Below are 18,005 nucleotides of genomic sequence, written 5' to 3'. Positions count from 1 at the left end.
CCCATTCGACCGGGATGCGTACGGTTTCTGACGATGTCGCGGTGCGGCTCTATCATCTCGACAGCGACGGCGGGATCGCCACGACGATCCTGTACGGCACCTTGTCGCAGGCGCTGGCGACGGCAGCGGACGAGCCGGAGGATGTGCAGGCCGGCCTGTTTCTCCAGACCGACAACGACGTCGTGGCCTATCTGGACATGATCGAGGGGTAGCGGCCGGCCCGCAAACGCGCGCCGGCCGGCCGGGTCACTGATATCCGCCTTCTGCCTCACGTTCCTCGGCGGCTTCCTCCTGTACTTCTTCCATTTCCTCGGCTTCGTCGGGGATGTCGGGATCGGTCATGGCAGTCGCCTTTCGCCTTGAGGGTGAAGCGCTTCAACCATCGGTGATGGCGAGGCGTTCCAACGGGTTGGCGGTTGGTGCGACGACGGCGGGGGGCGCATCCAGCACGTCGAACGTCAACGGCGCTTCGCCCGCCAGCGCTCGCCGGTCCCGGACATATTCGACCGAATCCGTCGCACAGCCACGACCCGCCGAAAAGGTGGCGACGACTGCGCCGGTCGAGACGAAGCCCAGCCGCCGCAGCACCGCACCCGATGCGGGGTTGTCGATGAAATGCCCCGCCGTCACCCGTCGGATACCAAGCGTTTCGGCCAGCGCCAGCACCGCCTGCGCGGCTTCGGTCGCATAGCCGCGTCCCCAAGCCGCCGGAGTCAGCCAATAGCCCAGTTCGTGCGGCTCCTCACCGAACGGCCCGATGCCGATCCCGCCGACCAGGCGGTAGCCGACGTCATGCGCAAAGATCAGGAAGCCCGGACCCGGTTGCCCGGCGAAGCCACGTTCGATCGCGGCTTGCGCATCGGACAGGGTATAGGGCCATGGCGAGCGTGCAAGATTGCGCACGACCGATTCATGACCGATCGCAGCCGCCATTTCCGGCGCGTCCTCGATCCAGCCGGGACGCAGCGTCAGGCGTTCGGTACGGACGAACATCGGCTCTCTCCTCCATGCGCGGCACGACGTGCGTGCGGCGCTGCCTCATCGGGAGAGAGCAATAAAAAAAAGGGGAGCCGGGGTGACCCGCCTCCCTCTGTTGGCTGGTTCCGCTACCGGAACCCGGGTCTCCCTGGTGGGCGACCCGGTTGGTTGCCCGTTATTCGGCGGCCAGCGCCGGCAGTTCGACCATCGCAAATTTGCGGCCGAGCTTGCCTTCCTTGAACGCCACGCGGCCATCGACCAGCGCGAACAGCGTATGGTCCTTGCCCATGCCGACGTTCGTGCCGGGATAGAATTTGGTGCCGCGCTGACGCACGATGATGTTGCCCGCGACCACTTCCTGGCCACCGAACTTCTTCACGCCAAGACGACGACCGGCCGAGTCACGACCGTTGCGCGACGAACCGCCTGCTTTTTTATGTGCCATGGATCAAACTCCTCGTATTCGCTCGTGCGCTCAGGCGGCGGCGCTGTCGTCGGCGCGCGTGTCGCCGATCGCGGTGATCTTAAGGATCGTGTGCTGCTGCCGATGGCCGTTCTTGCGGCGATAGTTATGGCGGCGACGCTTCTTGAATACGATGACCTTTTCGGCCTTCGCCTGCGCGATGATCTCTGCCGACACGGTCAGTCCTTCGACCGACTGAAAGTCGCCACCGGTTCCGGCAAGGAGCACGTCGCCGAGCGTCACGCTGCTGCCAGCTTCACCGTCGAGCTTCTCGACGACGATCTTGTCTCCTGCGGCAACGCGATACTGCTTGCCGCCCGTGCGCACGATTGCGAACATGGCCCTTGCTTCTTTCCCAAATACATATGTCCGCGCGGAGATACCCCACGCGGCAAGTTGGTTTCGACTAGGCAAACCGGTCCGGGCTGTCAATGCCGAACGGCGATTCGCGATACGAAAGCCATGTTGCGGCGCGGCAACAGCATGATGACAAACCGGTTACACCCGTCCGAAGCCGCTTGAGTTCGGCACCGGCGCGACGGAGGCTGCCACGTAACGGCGGGAAGGGAAGCCCGTCCGGGGGAGATTTTGATGCGAAACGCTTTTTTTGCTGCACTGGTCCTGACGACGGCGATGGTTGCCGTACCTGCCGCCGCGCAGGTAGCCGATGCGCCGCCGCCGGCCGACGAAGTCGCGGCGGGCGAGGAAATTCTCGTCGTCGGCACCCGCGCACAGGGGCGCACCGTCGCTGAAAGCCCGGTGCCCGTCGACGTCATCACCGGCGATGCGCTGGTCAACGCCGGCTATACTGAAACCAACAAGCTGCTGAACCAGCTGGTCCCGTCGTTCAATTTCCCTCAGCCCGCCATCACCGACGGCACCGACGTGGTCCGCCCGGCGACGCTGCGCGGTCTGTCGCCCGACCAGACACTGGTGCTGGTCAACGGCAAACGGCGGCATACGACCGCGCTGCTCAACCTGAACGGATCGGTCGGACGTGGATCGGCGGCGGTCGACATGAATACCATTCCCAGCCTTGCGATCGAACGGATCGACGTGTTGCGGGACGGCGCGTCGTCGCAATATGGATCGGATGCGATCGCGGGCGTCATCAACGTCCAGCTTAAGCGCCGCGAGGGCGGCCGGGCGACGCTGACCTATGGCAAGTATATCTCGTCGATGGAGGACGTCGGGCAGGTGTCCGGCGTGGCGACGCAGGCCAATGGCCAGCCGCAGGTGCGCGCCGACGGCACCTATGTGCTGAACGAGACCGGCGAGGATCGCGACGTCAACGACGGACGCACCGTTACCTTCGCCGCGAACATGGGCCTGCCGCTGGGTGAAACGGCCTATCTGAACGTCACCGGCGAATATCGCGATCGTGATCCCACCAACCGGGCCGGGTTCGATCCGCGACGCAACTATCCGTTGCAGGCCGGCGGCACCGTCGATTCGCGCGAACTGGGCTTCGACCGGATCAATCATCGCTATGGCGATCCGAAGACCAGCGATCTCAACTTCTTCCTGAACGGCGGCGTCGATATCGGCGCATCTTCCGAACTCTATGTCTTCGGCAGCTACGGCATCCGCGACGGCGAGAGCGCTGCGTTCGCACGCCGCGCATCGGGCCGCGACGCGATCGGCAACATCCAGGATCTGCGCAACTGCGTCTGGACCGGCACCGGCACGACCGCGACCTGTACCCCTTTCTACGCCGACGGCTTCCTCCCGCTCATCACCAGCCAGATGGAGGACCTGTCGGCAGCAGTCGGCATGAAGGGCGAACTGGGCGGGTTCAACTATGACCTGTCTTACGTCTATGGCAGCAACGCGTTCGATTTCAGGATCGAGAACAGCTACAACACGTCGTTCGGCCTGCAATCGCAGCGCAATTTCGACGCGGGCGGCACGCGCTTCGGACAGCAGACCGTCAATCTCGATCTCCAGCGCGACATCACGGTCGGCTTCCTGTCGCAGCTGTCGTTGGCGCTGGGCGGCGAATACCGGAACGAGAACTACAAGATCGTGGCGGGCGAGCTGCAAAGCTATGCCGCCGGTCCGTTCGCCTTCACCAACGGTGCAGCGGCGGGCGCGCAGGGGTTCCCGGGCTTTTCACCCAGCACCGCGACCGACGTGTCGCGCGACAGCTTCGCCGGCTATGTCGAGCTGGACGGTAAGATCAGCGACGCGTTCAACGTCGTGGCCGCCGGACGCTACGAGCATTTCAGCGATTTCGGCGACACGGTAAACGGCAAGCTTGCGGCACGATTCGCACCGGTCGACTTCGCCGCGATCCGCGGGTCGATCTCCACCGGCTTCCGCGCGCCCGGGCTGGCGCAGCAATATTTCTCGTCCTTCGCGACGCAGAACATCAACGGCACGCTGGTCGAGGTGGGCACGTTCCGCGTCGGCGATCCGGTGGCGCAGGCGCTGGGATCGCGCCAGCTTGAGGCGGAAAAGTCGGTCAACATCGGCGGCGGCATCACGCTGACCCCGATCCGCGGGCTGACGCTGACCGCCGATTACTACAATATCAAGATCAACGATCGGGTCATCCTGTCGGAAAACCTTCAGGGGGCGGCGGTCGTCGCGGTGCTGCGTGCAGCAGGCATCCAGGACATCACCTCGGCACGCTTCTTCATCAACGGCGTCGATACGCGGACGCAGGGGGTCGAAGTCGTCGGCACCTATCGCGTGCCCGATCTGGGCATCGGCAGCGTGACGTTGTCGGCGGGGTATAATTACAACCAGACCGACATCACCGACCGTTCGACGCTGTCGCCGATTCCCGGCGTCACGCTGTTCGGCCGGCAGGAGACGCTGCGCCTGACGCAGGGTCAGCCGCGCAGCAAGGTGAATATCGGCGCGGACTGGTCGCAGGGCATTTTCGGCCTGACCGCGCGGACCAACCGGTTCGGCAACACGCTGTCACCCGGCGCGGCGGCGGCGACCGACGTGGTGCTGGAGCCGAAATGGCTGACCGACCTTGAAATCCGCGCGACCCCCGGACAGTTCGAACTGGCGATCGGTGCGAACAACCTGTTCGACGTATATCCGACGCGCAATCCGATCCTCGGCGCGGCGGCAATCAACAACTACTTCATCCCGTACAGCAGCTTTTCGCCGTTCGGGTTCAACGGTCGCTATCTGTATGCGCGCGCCGGCGTGAAGTTCTGATGCGACGGGCGGGCGGTGGCGGTGCCTTCGCCCGTTCGGGCTGCGAACGAAGACGTCGGGCTGATCCGCATTCAAAAGATGACGTGCCGAAAACGGTGGTTTTGCGAGACCCTGAGCGCAGCGTACTATCGGTACGTCAGCGCTGGAAGCACGCGAAACTGCCGTTTGCAGGCCATCAGGGCTGAATGCCGATCGGCTCCTAGTGGCGATGTTCGCGGCGCAGGCGGTAGCGCCCATCGGTATATTCGTCGAACAGCCCGGTGATTGCGGGATGATCGACCGGCTCCTCGCTATCGTCGACTACCAGATTCTGCTGGCTGACATAGGCGATGTACGACGCCTCCGCATTTTCCGCGAGCAGGTGGTAGAAGGGCTGGTCCTTGCGCGGACGTGCCTCCGACGGGATCGATTCATACCATTCGTCGCTGTTCGCGAAGACCGGATCGATATCGAACACGACGCCGCGAAAATCGAACAGCCGGTGGCGGACCACGTCGCCGATCGAGAAGCGAGCATGGGCGACCGGCGGCAACGGCGTGCCGGCGGCGAGGGGATGGGACGACGCTGCCTTCATACCCGGTAATCTAGGAGCGAAGCACGATTGCAGCAAGGAGGCGCTTGCAACCGATGAAACCTTCGGCTAACCGACCGCCTCGCTGACCGGCGCGCTGCTATCGAACGCAGCATGAAAGCGCCAGAACGCCTCGCGGAGAGGTGCCAGAGTGGTCGATTGGGACGGTCTCGAAAACCGTTGTGCCGCAAGGTACCGTGGGTTCGAATCCCACCCTCTCCGCCAAGGCGTCGTTTGCGCGCCATGGTCCGACATTGCGAGCTTGCTACGCGGGGGCGGCCGATAGCGGCGCAGCCATACGGGCCAATCGTAAGCGAGGACGGGAGGCAGCAAGCGCCCGCTTCGGTCATCATTGGATCGGATCGTCGAGCCGTCGTTCGTATCGTTTCGGCGATTCGTTTTCTGCCGTCCTGATCGGCGATCCGGGACAAATTTGGCCGGGCACGCGCTGTCCGATATATCTCGCAGCGGCCACGACGCTACCGTCGCCGGTTCGATCGATTCGAGAGGCATTGCCTTCGCGGCTCGGCGAACTCCGTCCGGCCCGCCGAAGCGGGGCCTGTGACGACGATATGCGGGGCAAGCTTCGTATGTAGCGACCTGATGGCACAGTCACCGCGGTGATCCTGATACTTCGCCAGAGCGGCGGAAGGTTCCCATTGTCAGGCCGGCGCGGAATCCCGGATCACCAACGCTACGGGCAGGGCCGCCGAGGGTGTATCGATGCCCTCCATCCGCTGAAACAGCAGATCGACCAGTCTTGCACCAACCGCAGCGACGTTCTGGCGCACGGTCGTCAGCGAGGGACGAGCCTGTAGCGCGACCTCGGTGTCGTCGAACCCGACGACCGCCACATCCGACGGACACATTAGTCCCGCCGCTTCGATCGCGCGGATCGCGGCCCACGCGATTCCGTCGGACGCTGCGAACACGGCATCGAACACCAGTCCGGAAGCGATCGCCGCCGTGACGCGGTCATACGCCTCGTCTCCGTTGAAATGAACGTCGAGCAGACATGCGGGATCGTACTCGATTCCGTGGTGGGCGAGTGTGTCGGTGTAGCCGATGAAGCGTCGATCGACCTGTGGCAGGGTGGCGGGGCCGACGAAGAGGATCCGCCGTCGACCGGTTCGCAGCAGGTGTTCGGTCGCGAGACGGCCCCCGGCATAATTGTCGGACCCGACAGAGCAGTACAGCTGGTCCGCCAGTTCGCTGCCGCCCACGACCATCGGCAGGAAGTTCGACGCGGCGAGGTTCAGGGCATCGTGCTGGTCGCTCTGTCCCACGATGATGTATCCGTCCGCCCGCTGCGATCGTATCAACCGTTGCAGCCACAGCGGATCGGGCGATGGTTCCCGGACCAGCAGGGTGTCGTGGCGACGCGATCCGATGGCGTCGGCCATATGACCGAACAGCCGCAGGAAGAACGGATCGGTCACGAGCTGGTCGCTTTCGTGACCGAGCGGCACCGCGACGCACACGGTTCTGGTAAGGCTCTGCCGCAGATTGCGGGCGGATCGGTTGATGACATAGCCATGCTCGTTCGCGATCGCTTCGATCGCCTCGCGCGTCTGTTCCGGAATCCGTGCGTTGCCGGCCAGCGCCCGCGACACGGTGGAGGCAGATACTCCCGCCAACCGGGCAATGTCCGCCATCTTTAAAGGGTTCTTGCGCATAGTATCCAGATTTTCGTCCGCCATGCGCTTCGCGCGCGCCCCCGTAAACCCCGGGCGCAATGCGCGGCACCGGGGTTCGACATGCCCGTCATCCGGCCGCCACGGGCGTATGGCGTTCGGACAGCCCGGCCAATACTTCCGCGTGTCGGGCGCGGGTCAGCCTGTATCGCCGCAGCAGGGGGATCGCGCCAAGGCACAGCATTGCCGACCCCGGTCCCCAGAGCAGCCCCATGCCGAGAGCCAGCGTCGCCGGGGCTGTGTCGCCGGCACTCGCCGAAAAACCGATCATCTGCAGGCCGACGCCCGCGACGAATGCGCCCAGCCCGGTGGCGGCCTTCGATCCGATCATCAATGCGGCGGCGTACAGCGCTTCGCGACGAACGCCGAACCGCAGGTCGTGTTCGTCCACCGCGTCGGCAATCATCGAATAGAAGCAGACGAAGCACATCGCGCCGCATGCGCCGAAGATCGCACCGTTGCCGATCACCAATACCGTGCTGACGAACGACCCCGGCACGATGAGACCGATCGCGGCGAGCAGGACGATCAAGGCGGGATAAAGCCCGATCACCAGCAGTGCGCCGACGACGCCATCGCGCTTTTCGATCCGGCCGAGCAACAGCCCCGCCGCAACCGTTCCGATCAGCATGCCGACGGGCTGGATCAGCAGCGGAAGCTGGATCATGCTGGCAGGCAGCTTCCAGAAATAGCGCAGCACGTGAAGCCCGATCGCGCTGGCCATGCCCTGTCCGACCAGCGCCAGCACCGCGCCGGCGAACAGCAGCACGAAGGACGAATTCCTGAACAGTTGCGCGATCTCGGCGAACAGGCTCGGGCCAACGTCGTGGTCGGGTGCGACGGGACGGGGCAGCGCCAGAACCGTCTTCGCGATGCCGGTCAGGCAGGTCATGCCGAACACGCCCAGCAGAATGGCGACCAGCAGGCCGAGCGATGGATAGCGGGCATGATCCTGCAATCCGTTCTCTCCGGCGAAGATCAGGCTGAACGCCGGCACCAGAATGGCGGCGAAGCCGACGACGATGAACAGCGCGCGAAACGTGCTGAGAACCGACCGCTCGCGATAGTCGTCGGTCAATTCCGCATTCAGTGCGGAATGCGGGAGCGCGAAGATCGAAAGGCCGATCCGCAGCATCAGGTTCAATATCAGCACGTATCCGAACAGAAAGGCTGGACCGATGCCGCGCGGCAGTGAGAACAGGAGAATTGCGGCGATCATCATCGGCGGCAGCGCGGCCGCCATGAACGGCAGGCGTCGACCCCAGCGCGACTGCCAACGATCGGAAAGCCGGCCGATGTAGGGATCGAGTATGCCGTCGATCGCAAGCGACAGGAGAAAAATCATCCCGGCGGCCGAACCGGACATGCCGCAGACGGCGGTAAGGTAGAACAGCAGGAACGTGTTGATCGCGCCGTCGACGATGGCGTTGATCGCCTGACCGCTGCCGTAGAACAGCTTGAGCGTCATCGGAGCGGATCGGTCCGCTGGCGGCGGTATCTTGGTCTTCATATGCCTCTCCCTGGCAGTGCCGGATCATGCCGGCCGAATTGCAGCAAGTCGCTTGACAGATGCGCAATCGATTGCCTATTACCGAGAAATCGATTGCGCATACAAGCGTAACTTTTGGCTGTCATCGGCCGCAAGGAGAGGGATAGAAGATGCTTCGCACCCATAAAGTCGTGCTCGCTGGCGTCGCCATGCACGCATTCGTCGTAAGCTCCGCCGCCCATGCGCAGGTTGCGACCCCGGTTCCGGTCGATTCTCCATCAGCAACGACCGGAAGCGACGCGGAGGCGGAAATCGTCGTAACCGGATCACGGCAGGGTGCGCAGGTGTTGCAGCGCGTGCCGTTGGCGATCCAGGCGTTCAGCGGCGACCAACTGGTCAATGGCGGCATCCGCGAAGTCACCGATCTGGTCAGCGCCGTGCCCGGTGCGTCGCAAGGCGAGCAGGTCGGATCGGTCATCAAGACCTTCAGCCTGCGCGGCGTCGGGGCAGCCGGCGGCGTGGGCGATTCGCCCATCGGCTATTACATCGACAACGTTCCCTTCGCGATTCCCAACACGCCGATCGCGCCGCCGATACGGTTCGTCGATCTCGATCGCGTCGAGGTGCTGCGTGGCCCGCAGGGCACGCTCTATGGTCAGGGATCTGCCGGCGGTACGATCATCTTCCACACCCGCGACCCCAATCTGAAGCGGATGGAAGCGCGGGGCGAGGCATCGATCTCGACGATGAGCGAGGCGGACAAGCCCGGCTATTCGGCGTCGGCGGCGGTGTCGGTCCCGTTGATCGAAGACAAGCTGGCGATCCGTATCAGCGGCGGGTACGACAAGCGCCCGGGCTATGTCGATATTTACAGCGGCACGCCCGCGACCGGCCCGCGAGTGGCGAAGGACGCCAACGTCATCACCAGCCGCGACGTCCGCGCCGTCGTCCTGTTCAAGCCGGTCGACGAACTGACGATCCGCGCACAGGCGGCGCATTACGAACCCCGGCAGGACTATACCCAGAGCATCAATTCGCTCAATCCGCCGCAGCAATGGTTCAGCGGTGGCGTGAAGGGGTCTGAGCAGGGCAATTTCGATATCTACAGCCTGTCGGTCGAATATAAGACCGGGTTCGCCAACCTGTCGTCGTCGACCAGTTATCTGAATGCCGATTTCAGCTATCTGAGCGGGCAGGATTTCGGGCCGCTGGGCTTCGGATCGCTGTTCAACGGCACGACCGCCGAAAGCCTGACGCAGGAGATTCAGCTCCGCTCGTCGGGGACGGGGCCGTTCCACTGGCTGGCCGGCGGCTTTTTCCAGAACGCGAAATCGACGTTCAGCTTCGATGCGAAGCTGACGCAACTGACGCTCGACGGTTTCAACACCACCCACAGCCGCAATTATTCGGCGTTCGGCGAAGTCAGCTACGATCTGTTCGGCGGCAAGGTCGTGCCGCTGTTCGGCCTGCGATACTTCAAGGACAACCGGACGCTTGAGGCCGCATCGGCGCTGACCGGCAGTGGTTTCGGGCGGACGCGGCCAGACAAGGTCACCTACCGCGCCAACATTTCCTACTTCCCTAACGACGATCTGACCGCGTTCGCGACGGTGAGCAGCGGGTTCCGCAGCGGTATCACTCAGACGCAGTTCCAGGCCGGCGTGCTTCAGCTGTCCGGCATTCCCGGCACGACGGCGTTGGCCCCCGATACGCTGACCAATTACGAGGTCGGGATGAAGGCCCGGCTGTTCGACGGCGCGCTTCAACTCGGGCTGAACCTGTACCGGATCGATTTCAAGGATCTGCAATTCGGCCTGACGCCGTTCGGCATCGCGGCGTTCGCCAATGTCGGCGAGGCGCGGACGACGGGAATCGATGCGGAGGTCCGCTGGCGCACGCCCGTTCGCGGGCTGACGCTGGGTGCGGTCGCGAACGTCAACGACAGCAAGTTTCAGGACATCCTGCCGATCGTGACCGCAAGCCTGCCGAACGTCGCCGATGGACGTCGCCTGAGCAACACCGCCGACTATAATTACCGCATCGACGCGACGTACGACCGGGAGGTCGGCAACGGCCTTCGCCTGATCGGCAATGCGTCGGCGGCGCGTACCGGCAGCCGGTTGATGTACGACGGGTACGATGTTCCGGCATATTCGCTGTACAATGCCAGCATCGGCGTACGCCGGGGGCCGATGGAGTTGTCGCTGTTCGGCGAGAATCTGGCCGACGAACGCGGGCCGAGCTTCGTCCGCAACAGCCTGCTGCTGGCCGGTCCGTTCCCGCGCACCGTCGGCCTCCGTTTGCGGGTCAATTACGAATGACCGGACCGATCTCCGCTCGACCGCCCAGCCTTTTCGCCGCCTGCCGGATATCGGGATAGTCATGAACGAAGCGACCCGTTGGAGCCCGACCCATGTCGACGCCATCGCCACACGGCCGTATCCGACGGCACCGGTGATCGCGGCGGCCGATATCGTTCCCGTCGCGGACGGGATCGGGGTGTGGGACGCATGGCCGGTGCAGACGATCGACGGCGCGATCCATCGCGCCGTCGACGGGACCGAATTGTGGCTGGCGCTGGCCACGCCACGGTTCGACAACCCGGACGACCGTCACGATCATGCCCGCATCCACCTGTTCCGTCGATCGGCGGATGCGTGGCAGCATGTCGGCCCGGCGATGCCCGACGGATTTTCGCCCGGCAGTCGCGAATGGTCCGGGTCCGCCGTGATCGACGCGGCGGAACGCGACGTGACGCTGTATTTCACCGCTGCCGGACGTCGGGGCGAGACCGTCGTGTCGTTCGAACAGAGGCTTTTCGCGGCCGAAGCGTCGGTGACGGGCGACGCGGGTGCACCGGTGCTGACCGACTGGCGCAACCTGCGCGAGGTCGTGCAGCGCGATCCTGACTTTTACCTGCCGACCGACACCGCGACCGGTCGGATCGGCAAGATCAAGGGCTTTCGCGATCCGGCGTTCTTCCGCGATCCGGCGGACGGATCGCGATACCTGCTGTTCACCGCGTCGGATGCCGCCGCGCGATCCGATCATAATGGCGTGATCGGCATCGCCCGCGAAGTCGACGGAGCGTGGCGGACCCTGCCGCCGATCATCACCGCCGATGGCCTGAACAACGAACTGGAACGGCCACACGTCATCCACCATGGCGGGCTATATTATCTGTTCTGGGTGACGCAGCGTCACGTCTTCGATCCGGCGGGGCCGAGCGGTCCGACCGGTCTGTACGGCATGGTGGCGGACAGCATGGCCGGGGATTGGCAACCGATCAACGGATCGGGCCTCGTCTTCGCCAACCCGGATACGGCACCGGCGCAGGCGTATAGCTGGTTCGTGTTTCCCGATCTGTCGGTGACCAGCTTCGTCGACGACTGGGGCGATGGCGCGGCGCGCCGCTTCGGCGGTACGTTCGCGCCGTTCCTTCACCTGCATCTTGACGGCCACCGCGCCTCGCTTCGCGGTTGTGCCACGGCGAAAGGCATCGGGGAATGACGATGGGATACAAGGTACATGGCTGGGCGGACCCTGCATTCTCAGGCTGCCTCGATGTATTTACGGACAATTTCGGCCGCGGCGGCGAATTGGGGGCGGCGTGCGCCATCTACCGGCACGGCGAACCCGTACTCGATGCGTGGGGCGGCATCGCGGATCGGCGGACCGGTACGCCTTGGACGCGCGACACCGCCGTGCCCGTGTTTTCGGTTACCAAGGGGATTGCAGCGCTCTGCGTGCTGATGCTGGTCGAACGCGGACTGATCGATCTCGACCGGCCCGTCGCCGCTTACTGGCCGGAGTTCGCCGCCGAGGGCAAGGATCGCGTCACAGTGCGGGAGGCGCTGGCCCATCGCGCCGGGGTGCCGGTGATCGAAGGACCGGTCGATCGCGCGCAACTGGTCGATCCGATCGGTATGGCGGCCCGCCTCGCGGCGGGAACGCCGTTGTTTGCGCCGGGATCGGCCCACGCCTATCACGCAATCACCATCGGCTGGATCACGTCCGAACTCACCCGTCGCGTGACCGGCCAGTCGATCGGCGCGTGGCTCCGCCAGCACGTCACCGGGCCGCGATCGCTCAACATCGCGATCGGGCGGACCGACGCAGACACCGGCCCCGTCGCCACCGTCGACGTGCCGCCCGAACACGACACGCCCGACATCGACCCGAACGATCCGATGGCGCGACCGATCAGCCTGAACGGCCTGATCGTACCGCGCATCAGCGGGGTAGCGGCGTTGGTGAACGACCCGGACATCCAGCGCGCCGAACTTGCCGGCGCGAATGCGATGGTCGATGCGACCTCGCTCGCCCGCCTCTATGCGGCGACGCTCGCCCCCGTCGACGGCGACCGGCTGCTGTCCGCCGCGACGATCGCCGATGCGTGCACCATCCTGTCGACCGGCGACCAATGGGGCGGCATGCCCGGCCCGAGCTGGGGTGCCGGGCTGATGCTGCCGGGCGGGGTGCAGCCGATGCTGGGCGACGGGTCCTATGGCCATGACGGCATGGGCGGATCGCTCGCCTTCGCGCACGCGCCGTCGGGCATCAGCTTCGCCTATATCCGCAATCGCGCCGGCCGACCCGGTGTGATCGATCCGATGGTCTATCGCGTCGTCGACCGTCTTGCCGAAGCAATCGGCATCCAGCGTCCCCAATTCTGAAAGGCCCCGATCATGTCGCTCGACCCCGTATTGCAGCACCTGCTGGACCAGATCCCGACCGCTCCGCCCGGTCCGGTGGACTATCCGGCATTGCGCCAGATGTCCGCCGCCTTCATCCCGATGCTCGCACCCCCGGAAAGCCTGTCCCCGATCGGGAGCATGGAGGAACGGACCATCGACGGCGCGGGCGGACCGGTCCCGCTGCGCATCTATCGTCCGGTGGGTGAGGCCGTGGGCATCGTCCATTACATGCATGGCGGCGGCTGGGCGCTGGGCGACCTGCCATCGGTGGATCATACCGCGCGGCGGTTCTGTCACGAACTGTCGATGGTGGTCGTCACCAGCACCTATCGACTGGCCCCGGAAAATCCGTTTCCCGCCGGGTTCGACGACAGCCTGCTCGCCGCCCGCTGGGTGCTGGCGCACCGCGCCGAACTGGGTGGGGAAGGGCTGCCCACCGCGATCGCCGGCGACAGTGCGGGCGGCAATCTGGCGGCGGCGATCGCACTGGCGATGCGCGATGCCGGAGGCGCGACCTTCGACGTCCAGGCGCTGTTGTATCCGGCGGTCGATCTGCGCGAAGGCGCGACCTACCCGTCGCGGAGCCGGAACGCCGATCCCACGCTGAATGCGGATCAGCTGGGCACCTATATCGACGATTATGCGGGCGGTTCGGACCTGTCCGATCCGCGCATCTCGCCGCTGGCGGCGGACAGCGTCGCGAACGTGCCGCCCGCGCTCATCGTCGTTCAGTCGGTCGATCCGCTGCGGGACGAGGCAGTGGCCTATGCTGATCGCCTGCGGGAAGCAGGGGTGCGGGTCGAGCTGATGGAGTTCGACAACATGACGCACGGCTTCGTTCATCTGTCCGCGCTCGTGCCCGCCGCGGCCGCCGCGACCGCGCAGGTTAGCGCGCGGTTGCGCGCGATGATGACCATGGCCGGATGACGGCATAGCGTGCGACCGGCCGTCGATGTTCCTGCACAGGATATGATGATGACACGATTTCGGGCATCGCCACAGGGGCAAGCGTTGCGGCAGGTCGCCGCGGGAACGTCGGTCGCGCGGGTGCGCGGTGCGGCTGGACGGAAATGCGGACGATGACGGGGCTGTCCTTTGCAGCCGGTCCGCTGTCGCCTGCCATTCCCGAAGGAACGATCGGGGCACGGCTGGACGCAGCGGCCGAACAGGCTTCCGACGGTCCGGCGATCGTCGTCCCGTGGCAGGAGGTCCGGTGGAGCTGGCGCGAACTGCGCGACCGGGTAGAGGCGGTTGCGAAAGGACTGCTGACGCTGGGGCTTCGGCCGGGCGACCGCGTCGGCATCTGTGCGCCCAATTGTGTCGAATGGGTGCTGGTTCAACTGGCGACGGCGCGGCTGGGGCTGGTGCTGGTATCGATCAACCCCGCCTATCGCTCGCATGAACTGGGGCATGCGCTGCGCCTGTCCGGTATCCGTGTGCTGGTCACCGCCTCGCGCTTCAAGACCACCGACTATATCGCGATGCTCGCCGAACTGATGCCGGCAATGACGGGACCGTCGCTGCCGCCGCTGTTTGACATGGCGTTGCCCGACCTGCGATATGTCATCGAGATCGGCGGCACCGTGGCGGACGCCCGGATCGGCTTCGATGCCATGGTGGCAGCCGGCGCGAACGCCGTCCTTCCGCCGCAACGGTGCGACGCGGACGCGCCGATCAATATCCAGTTCACCAGCGGCACCACCGGCGCGCCCAAAGGAGCGACGCTCAGCCATCGCAACCTGTTGCACAACGCCGTCAGTGCGGCGGCGGGCATGATGCTGACCGAACGCGACTCGCTGTGCATCCCGGTGCCGCTCTATCATTGTTTCGGCATGGTGCTGGGCGTGCTGGTCTGCCTCGTCACGCGCGCGACCATGGTCTTCCCGGGCGCGGCGTTCGACCCCGCGATGGTACTTGCCGCCGTCGAACGGGAGCGGTGCACCGCGTTGCACGGGGTGCCGACCATGTTCCTCGGCATGCTCGACCACCCGGATTTCGCACGGTTCGACCTGATTAGCCTCAGGACCGGCATCGCGGCAGGCGCGCCATGTCCGCCGCCGATGATGCGGCGGATGATCGATGACATGCACCTGCGCGATATCACGATCGGCTATGGCATGACCGAGACCAGCCCGCTGAGCACGCAGACGCAGGCGACGGCGGATATCGAGACGCGCACCGAGACCGTCGGGCAGATGTTGCCACATTTCGAGGGGCGGGTGATCGACGATTCCGGCGACATCGTCCCGCTGGGGCAGGTCGGCGAATATTGCTCGCGCGGGCCGGGGGTGATGCTGGGCTACTGGAACCAGCCGGAAGCGACGGCGGCGGCGATCCGCGATGGCTGGATGCATTCGGGCGACCTGGCGACGATGGACGGCGACGGCCGCCTTCGGATCGTGGGACGGATCAAGGACATGATCATCCGCGGCGGGGAGAACGTCTATCCTGCCGAAGTCGAGTTGTTTCTATTGACGCATCCCGATATCGTCGACGCGGCCGTGTTCGGCATTCCCGACGCTCGGTTCGGCGAACAGGTCTGCGCGTGGATCCGCGTGCGCGGCGACATCGATGGGGAAGCAGTCCGCGACTGGTGCCGTGGCAGGATCGCCCATCACAAGGTCCCGGCACAGATCCGCCTTGTCGACGCGTTCCCGATGACGGTGACCGGCAAGGTCCAGAAGTTCGTGATGCGGGACGCGATGGTATCGGGCTGTTGAGTGTGGACGATATCGACACCTGTCATACCCATAAGACGATCGCTGCGGGAAGGATGGCAGCCGGATCGTTGCGCGCTGCTCATCGATGTTCAAACGCCATCGCCCAAGCGGCCAGCCGCCGCTACGCCGACCCGAAGCATGGCAACCATCGCCACCCGTTTCCCCTGAAGTCGCGCGCCTCAGGAACTTGAGCCGGCACCGTCCGGCGTTCGATGGCCATGGCGTAGACGTCGTGCGCGCATCATCGTCGGGTGCGGCCCCCCGTCCCACTGCCCCTTCTCATCCAGCCGCGCGCTTTGCGGAACGTGATTTCATGCCGGGATAGTGCCATGCGGGTGGCGACCGCCGCCGGTGTCGTGGCGGTCACGGCGTTCCGTGCCGGGCTATAAGGGAACTGCCGTGAAGATCTGGTTCAATCAGTCGTTCTCGCTGCGTACGCTCGTTGCGGGCATGCGGCGTGCGCGCCCGGATGCGTCGCTGTGCGTCAGTGCGATCGATCCGGCGGCACCGGTGCGTGACGTTGCGCCCGAATTCTGGATCGAGCCGGCACGGGGTGCCGCGGACTATACCGACTGGGCGCTGGCGACCGCGATGGCGCGCGGCGTGACGACCCTCGTGCCGCAGCGGGGCAGGCGGGGCATCGCGCAGGCCGCCGACCGTTTCGCTGCGGCGGGCATCGCGTTGCACCTTGCCGCCGATCCCGCCACGCTCGAACTGCTCGACGACAAGGCTGCGTTCGCCGCATCGCTCGTCGACGATCCGTATCTGTGTCCGTCGATCCCGGTCACGACCGTCGCAGGCTTCGAAGCGGCGGTGGAGGCACTCGCCACCGGGGGAGCCGCCGCGTGCGTGAAGCCGGTGCGCGGAATCTATGGGGCGGGATACTGGACGCTCGACGCCGACGGCCCGCTCGCGCATCTCGCCGATCCCGACGCGCGGCGGATCACGCCCACCGCCTATGTCGCCGCCCTGCGCGCGGCAAAGCGAAGCGGCGAGGCGTTCGCGCTCCTCGTGATGGAGCATCTGCCGGGGCTGGAGGCATCGGTCGACATCGTCGCAGATCGCGGCGCGGTGATCGTCGCCGGTGTCCGCACCAAGCTCGACGCCACCCGTCAGCGGATCGAGACCCGCCATCCGCTGATCGCACACGCCGCCACGCTCGTCGCGCGGCATCTGCTCCACGGCGCGATCAATGTTCAGTACAAGCAGGATCGCGACGGCAACTGGCGTATTCTGGAGATCAACACGCGCCCCGCGGGCGGATCGCCCTATTGCGACGCTGTCGGCATCCCGTTCCTCGGCACGTGGATCGACGTCATCACCGGTAACGCTCGCCCGTTCGACGCGGTGATCGACCGGGAGATCGTCGCGGTGGTCCATGCCGAGCCGCGCCATCGCAACGGGTTGGCCGCCACAGGGCGGGAATAGGCTTCGGGATCCACCTCCGCGCGGCCGAACCGTCGGCAGGACCAGCCCCTCACGCGAACGGATCGCGTCGCGACACGACGTCGTCCCCGGTCCTTCCGAATTTCGCCGATCCTGTCCCGCCCCTTGCGGGATTACGTCAGCCGGTCATAATCGCCGGCGATAGTGCGTCGAACGTCGGCTCGTAACAGGAGTAATTCGCTTGGTCAGTCTTCAGAAGGGTCAGACCGTTCGGCTCGAAAAATCGGGCGGCGGTTCGTTGACCCGCGTGGCGATGGGCCTTGGCTGGGACGTGCGCAAGGCGAAGGGGCTGCTGGGGATGTTCGGCGGCGGTGGTGGCGGCGACGTCGATCTGGACGCGTCGTGCCTGACGTTCGATGCCGATCGCCGACAACTGGAGGAAGTCTGGTTCCGCAAGCTGGCCAGCGCCGACAACAGCATCGTGCACAGCGGCGACAACCGCACCGGCGCGGGTGATGGCGACGACGAGACGATCAACGTCGACCTCACGCGACTGCCGGCCAACGTCCGCACGCTGGTGTTCACCGTCAACAGCTTCACCGGCGACAGTTTCGACCGGATCGAGAATGCCTATTGCCGGCTGGTCGATTCGACCAACGGCAAGGAACTGGCACGCTACGACCTGTCCGGGTCCGGCCCGCACACCGGGCAGGTGATGGCCAAGCTGGTCCGCGTCGGCGACGGGTGGGAGATGAAGGCGCTGGGCGATCGCACCACCGGACGCACGTTTCAGGAAATGATGGGCGCGATCCTCGGCGCACTCTGAACGA

15 protein-coding genes and 1 tRNA gene are annotated in these 18,005 nt (G+C 65.4%); 10 read left to right on the top strand and 6 right to left on the bottom strand.

Annotated features, from left to right (window positions below; genetic code table 11):
- The first annotated feature begins 14 nt into the window (after positions 1–14).
- The gene (locus IFT55_RS03185) at positions 15–212 is read left to right on the top strand and encodes a hypothetical protein (protein ID WP_192089014.1); all 198 of its coding nucleotides are present in this window, start codon (positions 15–17) and stop codon (positions 210–212) included.
- A 163-nt stretch (positions 213–375) separates the two neighbouring features.
- Here IFT55_RS03185 and IFT55_RS03180 read toward each other — a convergent pair whose 3' ends face one another.
- The 3 genes from IFT55_RS03180 to rplU form a co-directional block, all read right to left on the bottom strand.
- Complete coding sequence (locus tag IFT55_RS03180; RefSeq protein WP_192089012.1) at positions 376–993, bottom strand: GNAT family N-acetyltransferase; 618 nt, start codon at positions 991–993, stop codon at positions 376–378.
- 160 nt (positions 994–1,153) lie between these two features.
- Positions 1,154–1,423, bottom strand: a complete 270-nt coding sequence (rpmA, locus tag IFT55_RS03175; protein WP_192089010.1) for a 50S ribosomal protein L27 — start codon at positions 1,421–1,423, stop codon at positions 1,154–1,156.
- A 30-nt stretch (positions 1,424–1,453) separates the two neighbouring features.
- Positions 1,454–1,780, bottom strand: coding sequence for a 50S ribosomal protein L21 (gene rplU, locus IFT55_RS03170; RefSeq protein WP_192089008.1), 327 nt, complete (start codon positions 1,778–1,780; stop codon positions 1,454–1,456).
- Between the two features lie 252 nt (positions 1,781–2,032).
- Between rplU and IFT55_RS03165 the strand changes: the two genes are divergently transcribed.
- Positions 2,033–4,618 carry a TonB-dependent receptor plug domain-containing protein gene (locus IFT55_RS03165; protein WP_192089006.1) on the top strand — a complete coding sequence of 862 codons (2,586 nt, stop codon included), beginning with the start codon at positions 2,033–2,035 and terminating at the stop codon, positions 4,616–4,618.
- 199 nt (positions 4,619–4,817) lie between these two features.
- On the opposite strand, the gene hspQ is transcribed toward IFT55_RS03165, so the two are convergent.
- Complete coding sequence (gene hspQ, locus IFT55_RS03160) at positions 4,818–5,192, bottom strand: heat shock protein HspQ (protein ID WP_192089004.1); 375 nt, start codon at positions 5,190–5,192, stop codon at positions 4,818–4,820.
- A 134-nt stretch (positions 5,193–5,326) separates the two neighbouring features.
- Between hspQ and IFT55_RS03155 the strand changes: the two genes are divergently transcribed.
- Positions 5,327–5,414: transfer RNA gene (locus tag IFT55_RS03155), tRNA-Ser, on the top strand.
- 437 nt (positions 5,415–5,851) lie between these two features.
- On the opposite strand, the gene IFT55_RS03150 is transcribed toward IFT55_RS03155, so the two are convergent.
- Positions 5,852–6,889: a LacI family DNA-binding transcriptional regulator gene (locus IFT55_RS03150; protein ID WP_197976278.1), complete on the bottom strand. Its 1,038-nt coding sequence runs from the start codon at positions 6,887–6,889 to the stop codon at positions 5,852–5,854.
- 64 nt (positions 6,890–6,953) lie between these two features.
- On the bottom strand, positions 6,954–8,393 hold the full coding sequence (locus IFT55_RS03145; RefSeq protein WP_192089000.1) for an MFS transporter: 1,440 nt from the start codon (positions 8,391–8,393) through the stop codon (positions 6,954–6,956).
- Between the two features lie 149 nt (positions 8,394–8,542).
- On the opposite strand from IFT55_RS03145, the gene IFT55_RS03140 reads away from it, so the two are divergent.
- The 7 genes from IFT55_RS03140 to IFT55_RS03110 all read left to right on the top strand — a co-directional run bounded on the left by IFT55_RS03140 (position 8,543) and on the right by IFT55_RS03110 (position 18,001).
- Positions 8,543–10,693 (top strand): TonB-dependent receptor, encoded by a 2,151-nt coding sequence (locus tag IFT55_RS03140; RefSeq protein WP_192088999.1) that lies wholly within the window; start codon positions 8,543–8,545, stop codon positions 10,691–10,693.
- Between the two features lie 61 nt (positions 10,694–10,754).
- Positions 10,755–11,882 carry a glycoside hydrolase family 68 protein gene (locus tag IFT55_RS03135; protein ID WP_192088998.1) on the top strand — a complete coding sequence of 376 codons (1,128 nt, stop codon included), beginning with the start codon at positions 10,755–10,757 and terminating at the stop codon, positions 11,880–11,882.
- Positions 11,879–13,048: a serine hydrolase domain-containing protein gene (locus IFT55_RS03130; RefSeq protein WP_192088996.1), complete on the top strand. Its 1,170-nt coding sequence runs from the start codon at positions 11,879–11,881 to the stop codon at positions 13,046–13,048. The genes IFT55_RS03135 and IFT55_RS03130 overlap by 4 nt, the downstream gene beginning before the upstream one ends.
- A gap of 12 nt (positions 13,049–13,060) precedes the next feature.
- Positions 13,061–13,996, top strand: coding sequence for an alpha/beta hydrolase (locus IFT55_RS03125; RefSeq protein ID WP_192088994.1), 936 nt, complete (start codon positions 13,061–13,063; stop codon positions 13,994–13,996).
- A 152-nt stretch (positions 13,997–14,148) separates the two neighbouring features.
- Positions 14,149–15,789: an AMP-binding protein gene (locus IFT55_RS03120; RefSeq protein WP_192088992.1), complete on the top strand. Its 1,641-nt coding sequence runs from the start codon at positions 14,149–14,151 to the stop codon at positions 15,787–15,789.
- Between the two features lie 399 nt (positions 15,790–16,188).
- The gene (locus IFT55_RS17665) at positions 16,189–17,217 is read left to right on the top strand and encodes an ATP-grasp domain-containing protein (RefSeq protein WP_192088990.1); all 1,029 of its coding nucleotides are present in this window, start codon (positions 16,189–16,191) and stop codon (positions 17,215–17,217) included.
- Between the two features lie 199 nt (positions 17,218–17,416).
- Positions 17,417–18,001 carry a TerD family protein gene (locus IFT55_RS03110; RefSeq protein WP_192088988.1) on the top strand — a complete coding sequence of 195 codons (585 nt, stop codon included), beginning with the start codon at positions 17,417–17,419 and terminating at the stop codon, positions 17,999–18,001.
- Positions 18,002–18,005 lie beyond the last annotated feature (4 nt).

Source organism: Sphingomonas sp. CFBP 13720 (assembly GCF_014842075.1).
Taxonomy (GTDB): Bacteria; Pseudomonadota; Alphaproteobacteria; order Sphingomonadales; family Sphingomonadaceae; genus Sphingomonas.
This window is presented reverse-complemented; position numbering and strand designations above follow the sequence as displayed.

Coding starts and splice junctions, on each gene's coding strand:
- rpmA (WP_192089010.1), bottom strand. CDS start 1,423: ATGGCACATAAAAAAGCAGGCGGTTCGTCGCGCAACGGTCGTGACTCG.
- hspQ (WP_192089004.1), bottom strand. CDS start 5,192: ATGAAGGCAGCGTCGTCCCATCCCCTCGCCGCCGGCACGCCGTTGCCG.
- IFT55_RS03185 (WP_192089014.1), top strand. CDS start 15: ATGCGTACGGTTTCTGACGATGTCGCGGTGCGGCTCTATCATCTCGAC.
- rplU (WP_192089008.1), bottom strand. CDS start 1,780: ATGTTCGCAATCGTGCGCACGGGCGGCAAGCAGTATCGCGTTGCCGCA.
- IFT55_RS03165 (WP_192089006.1), top strand. CDS start 2,033: ATGCGAAACGCTTTTTTTGCTGCACTGGTCCTGACGACGGCGATGGTT.
- IFT55_RS03135 (WP_192088998.1), top strand. CDS start 10,755: ATGAACGAAGCGACCCGTTGGAGCCCGACCCATGTCGACGCCATCGCC.
- IFT55_RS03150 (WP_197976278.1), bottom strand. CDS start 6,889: ATGGCGGACGAAAATCTGGATACTATGCGCAAGAACCCTTTAAAGATG.
- IFT55_RS03120 (WP_192088992.1), top strand. CDS start 14,149: ATGACGGGGCTGTCCTTTGCAGCCGGTCCGCTGTCGCCTGCCATTCCC.
- IFT55_RS03145 (WP_192089000.1), bottom strand. CDS start 8,393: ATGAAGACCAAGATACCGCCGCCAGCGGACCGATCCGCTCCGATGACG.
- IFT55_RS03125 (WP_192088994.1), top strand. CDS start 13,061: ATGTCGCTCGACCCCGTATTGCAGCACCTGCTGGACCAGATCCCGACC.
- IFT55_RS03180 (WP_192089012.1), bottom strand. CDS start 993: ATGTTCGTCCGTACCGAACGCCTGACGCTGCGTCCCGGCTGGATCGAG.
- IFT55_RS03130 (WP_192088996.1), top strand. CDS start 11,879: ATGACGATGGGATACAAGGTACATGGCTGGGCGGACCCTGCATTCTCA.
- IFT55_RS03140 (WP_192088999.1), top strand. CDS start 8,543: ATGCTTCGCACCCATAAAGTCGTGCTCGCTGGCGTCGCCATGCACGCA.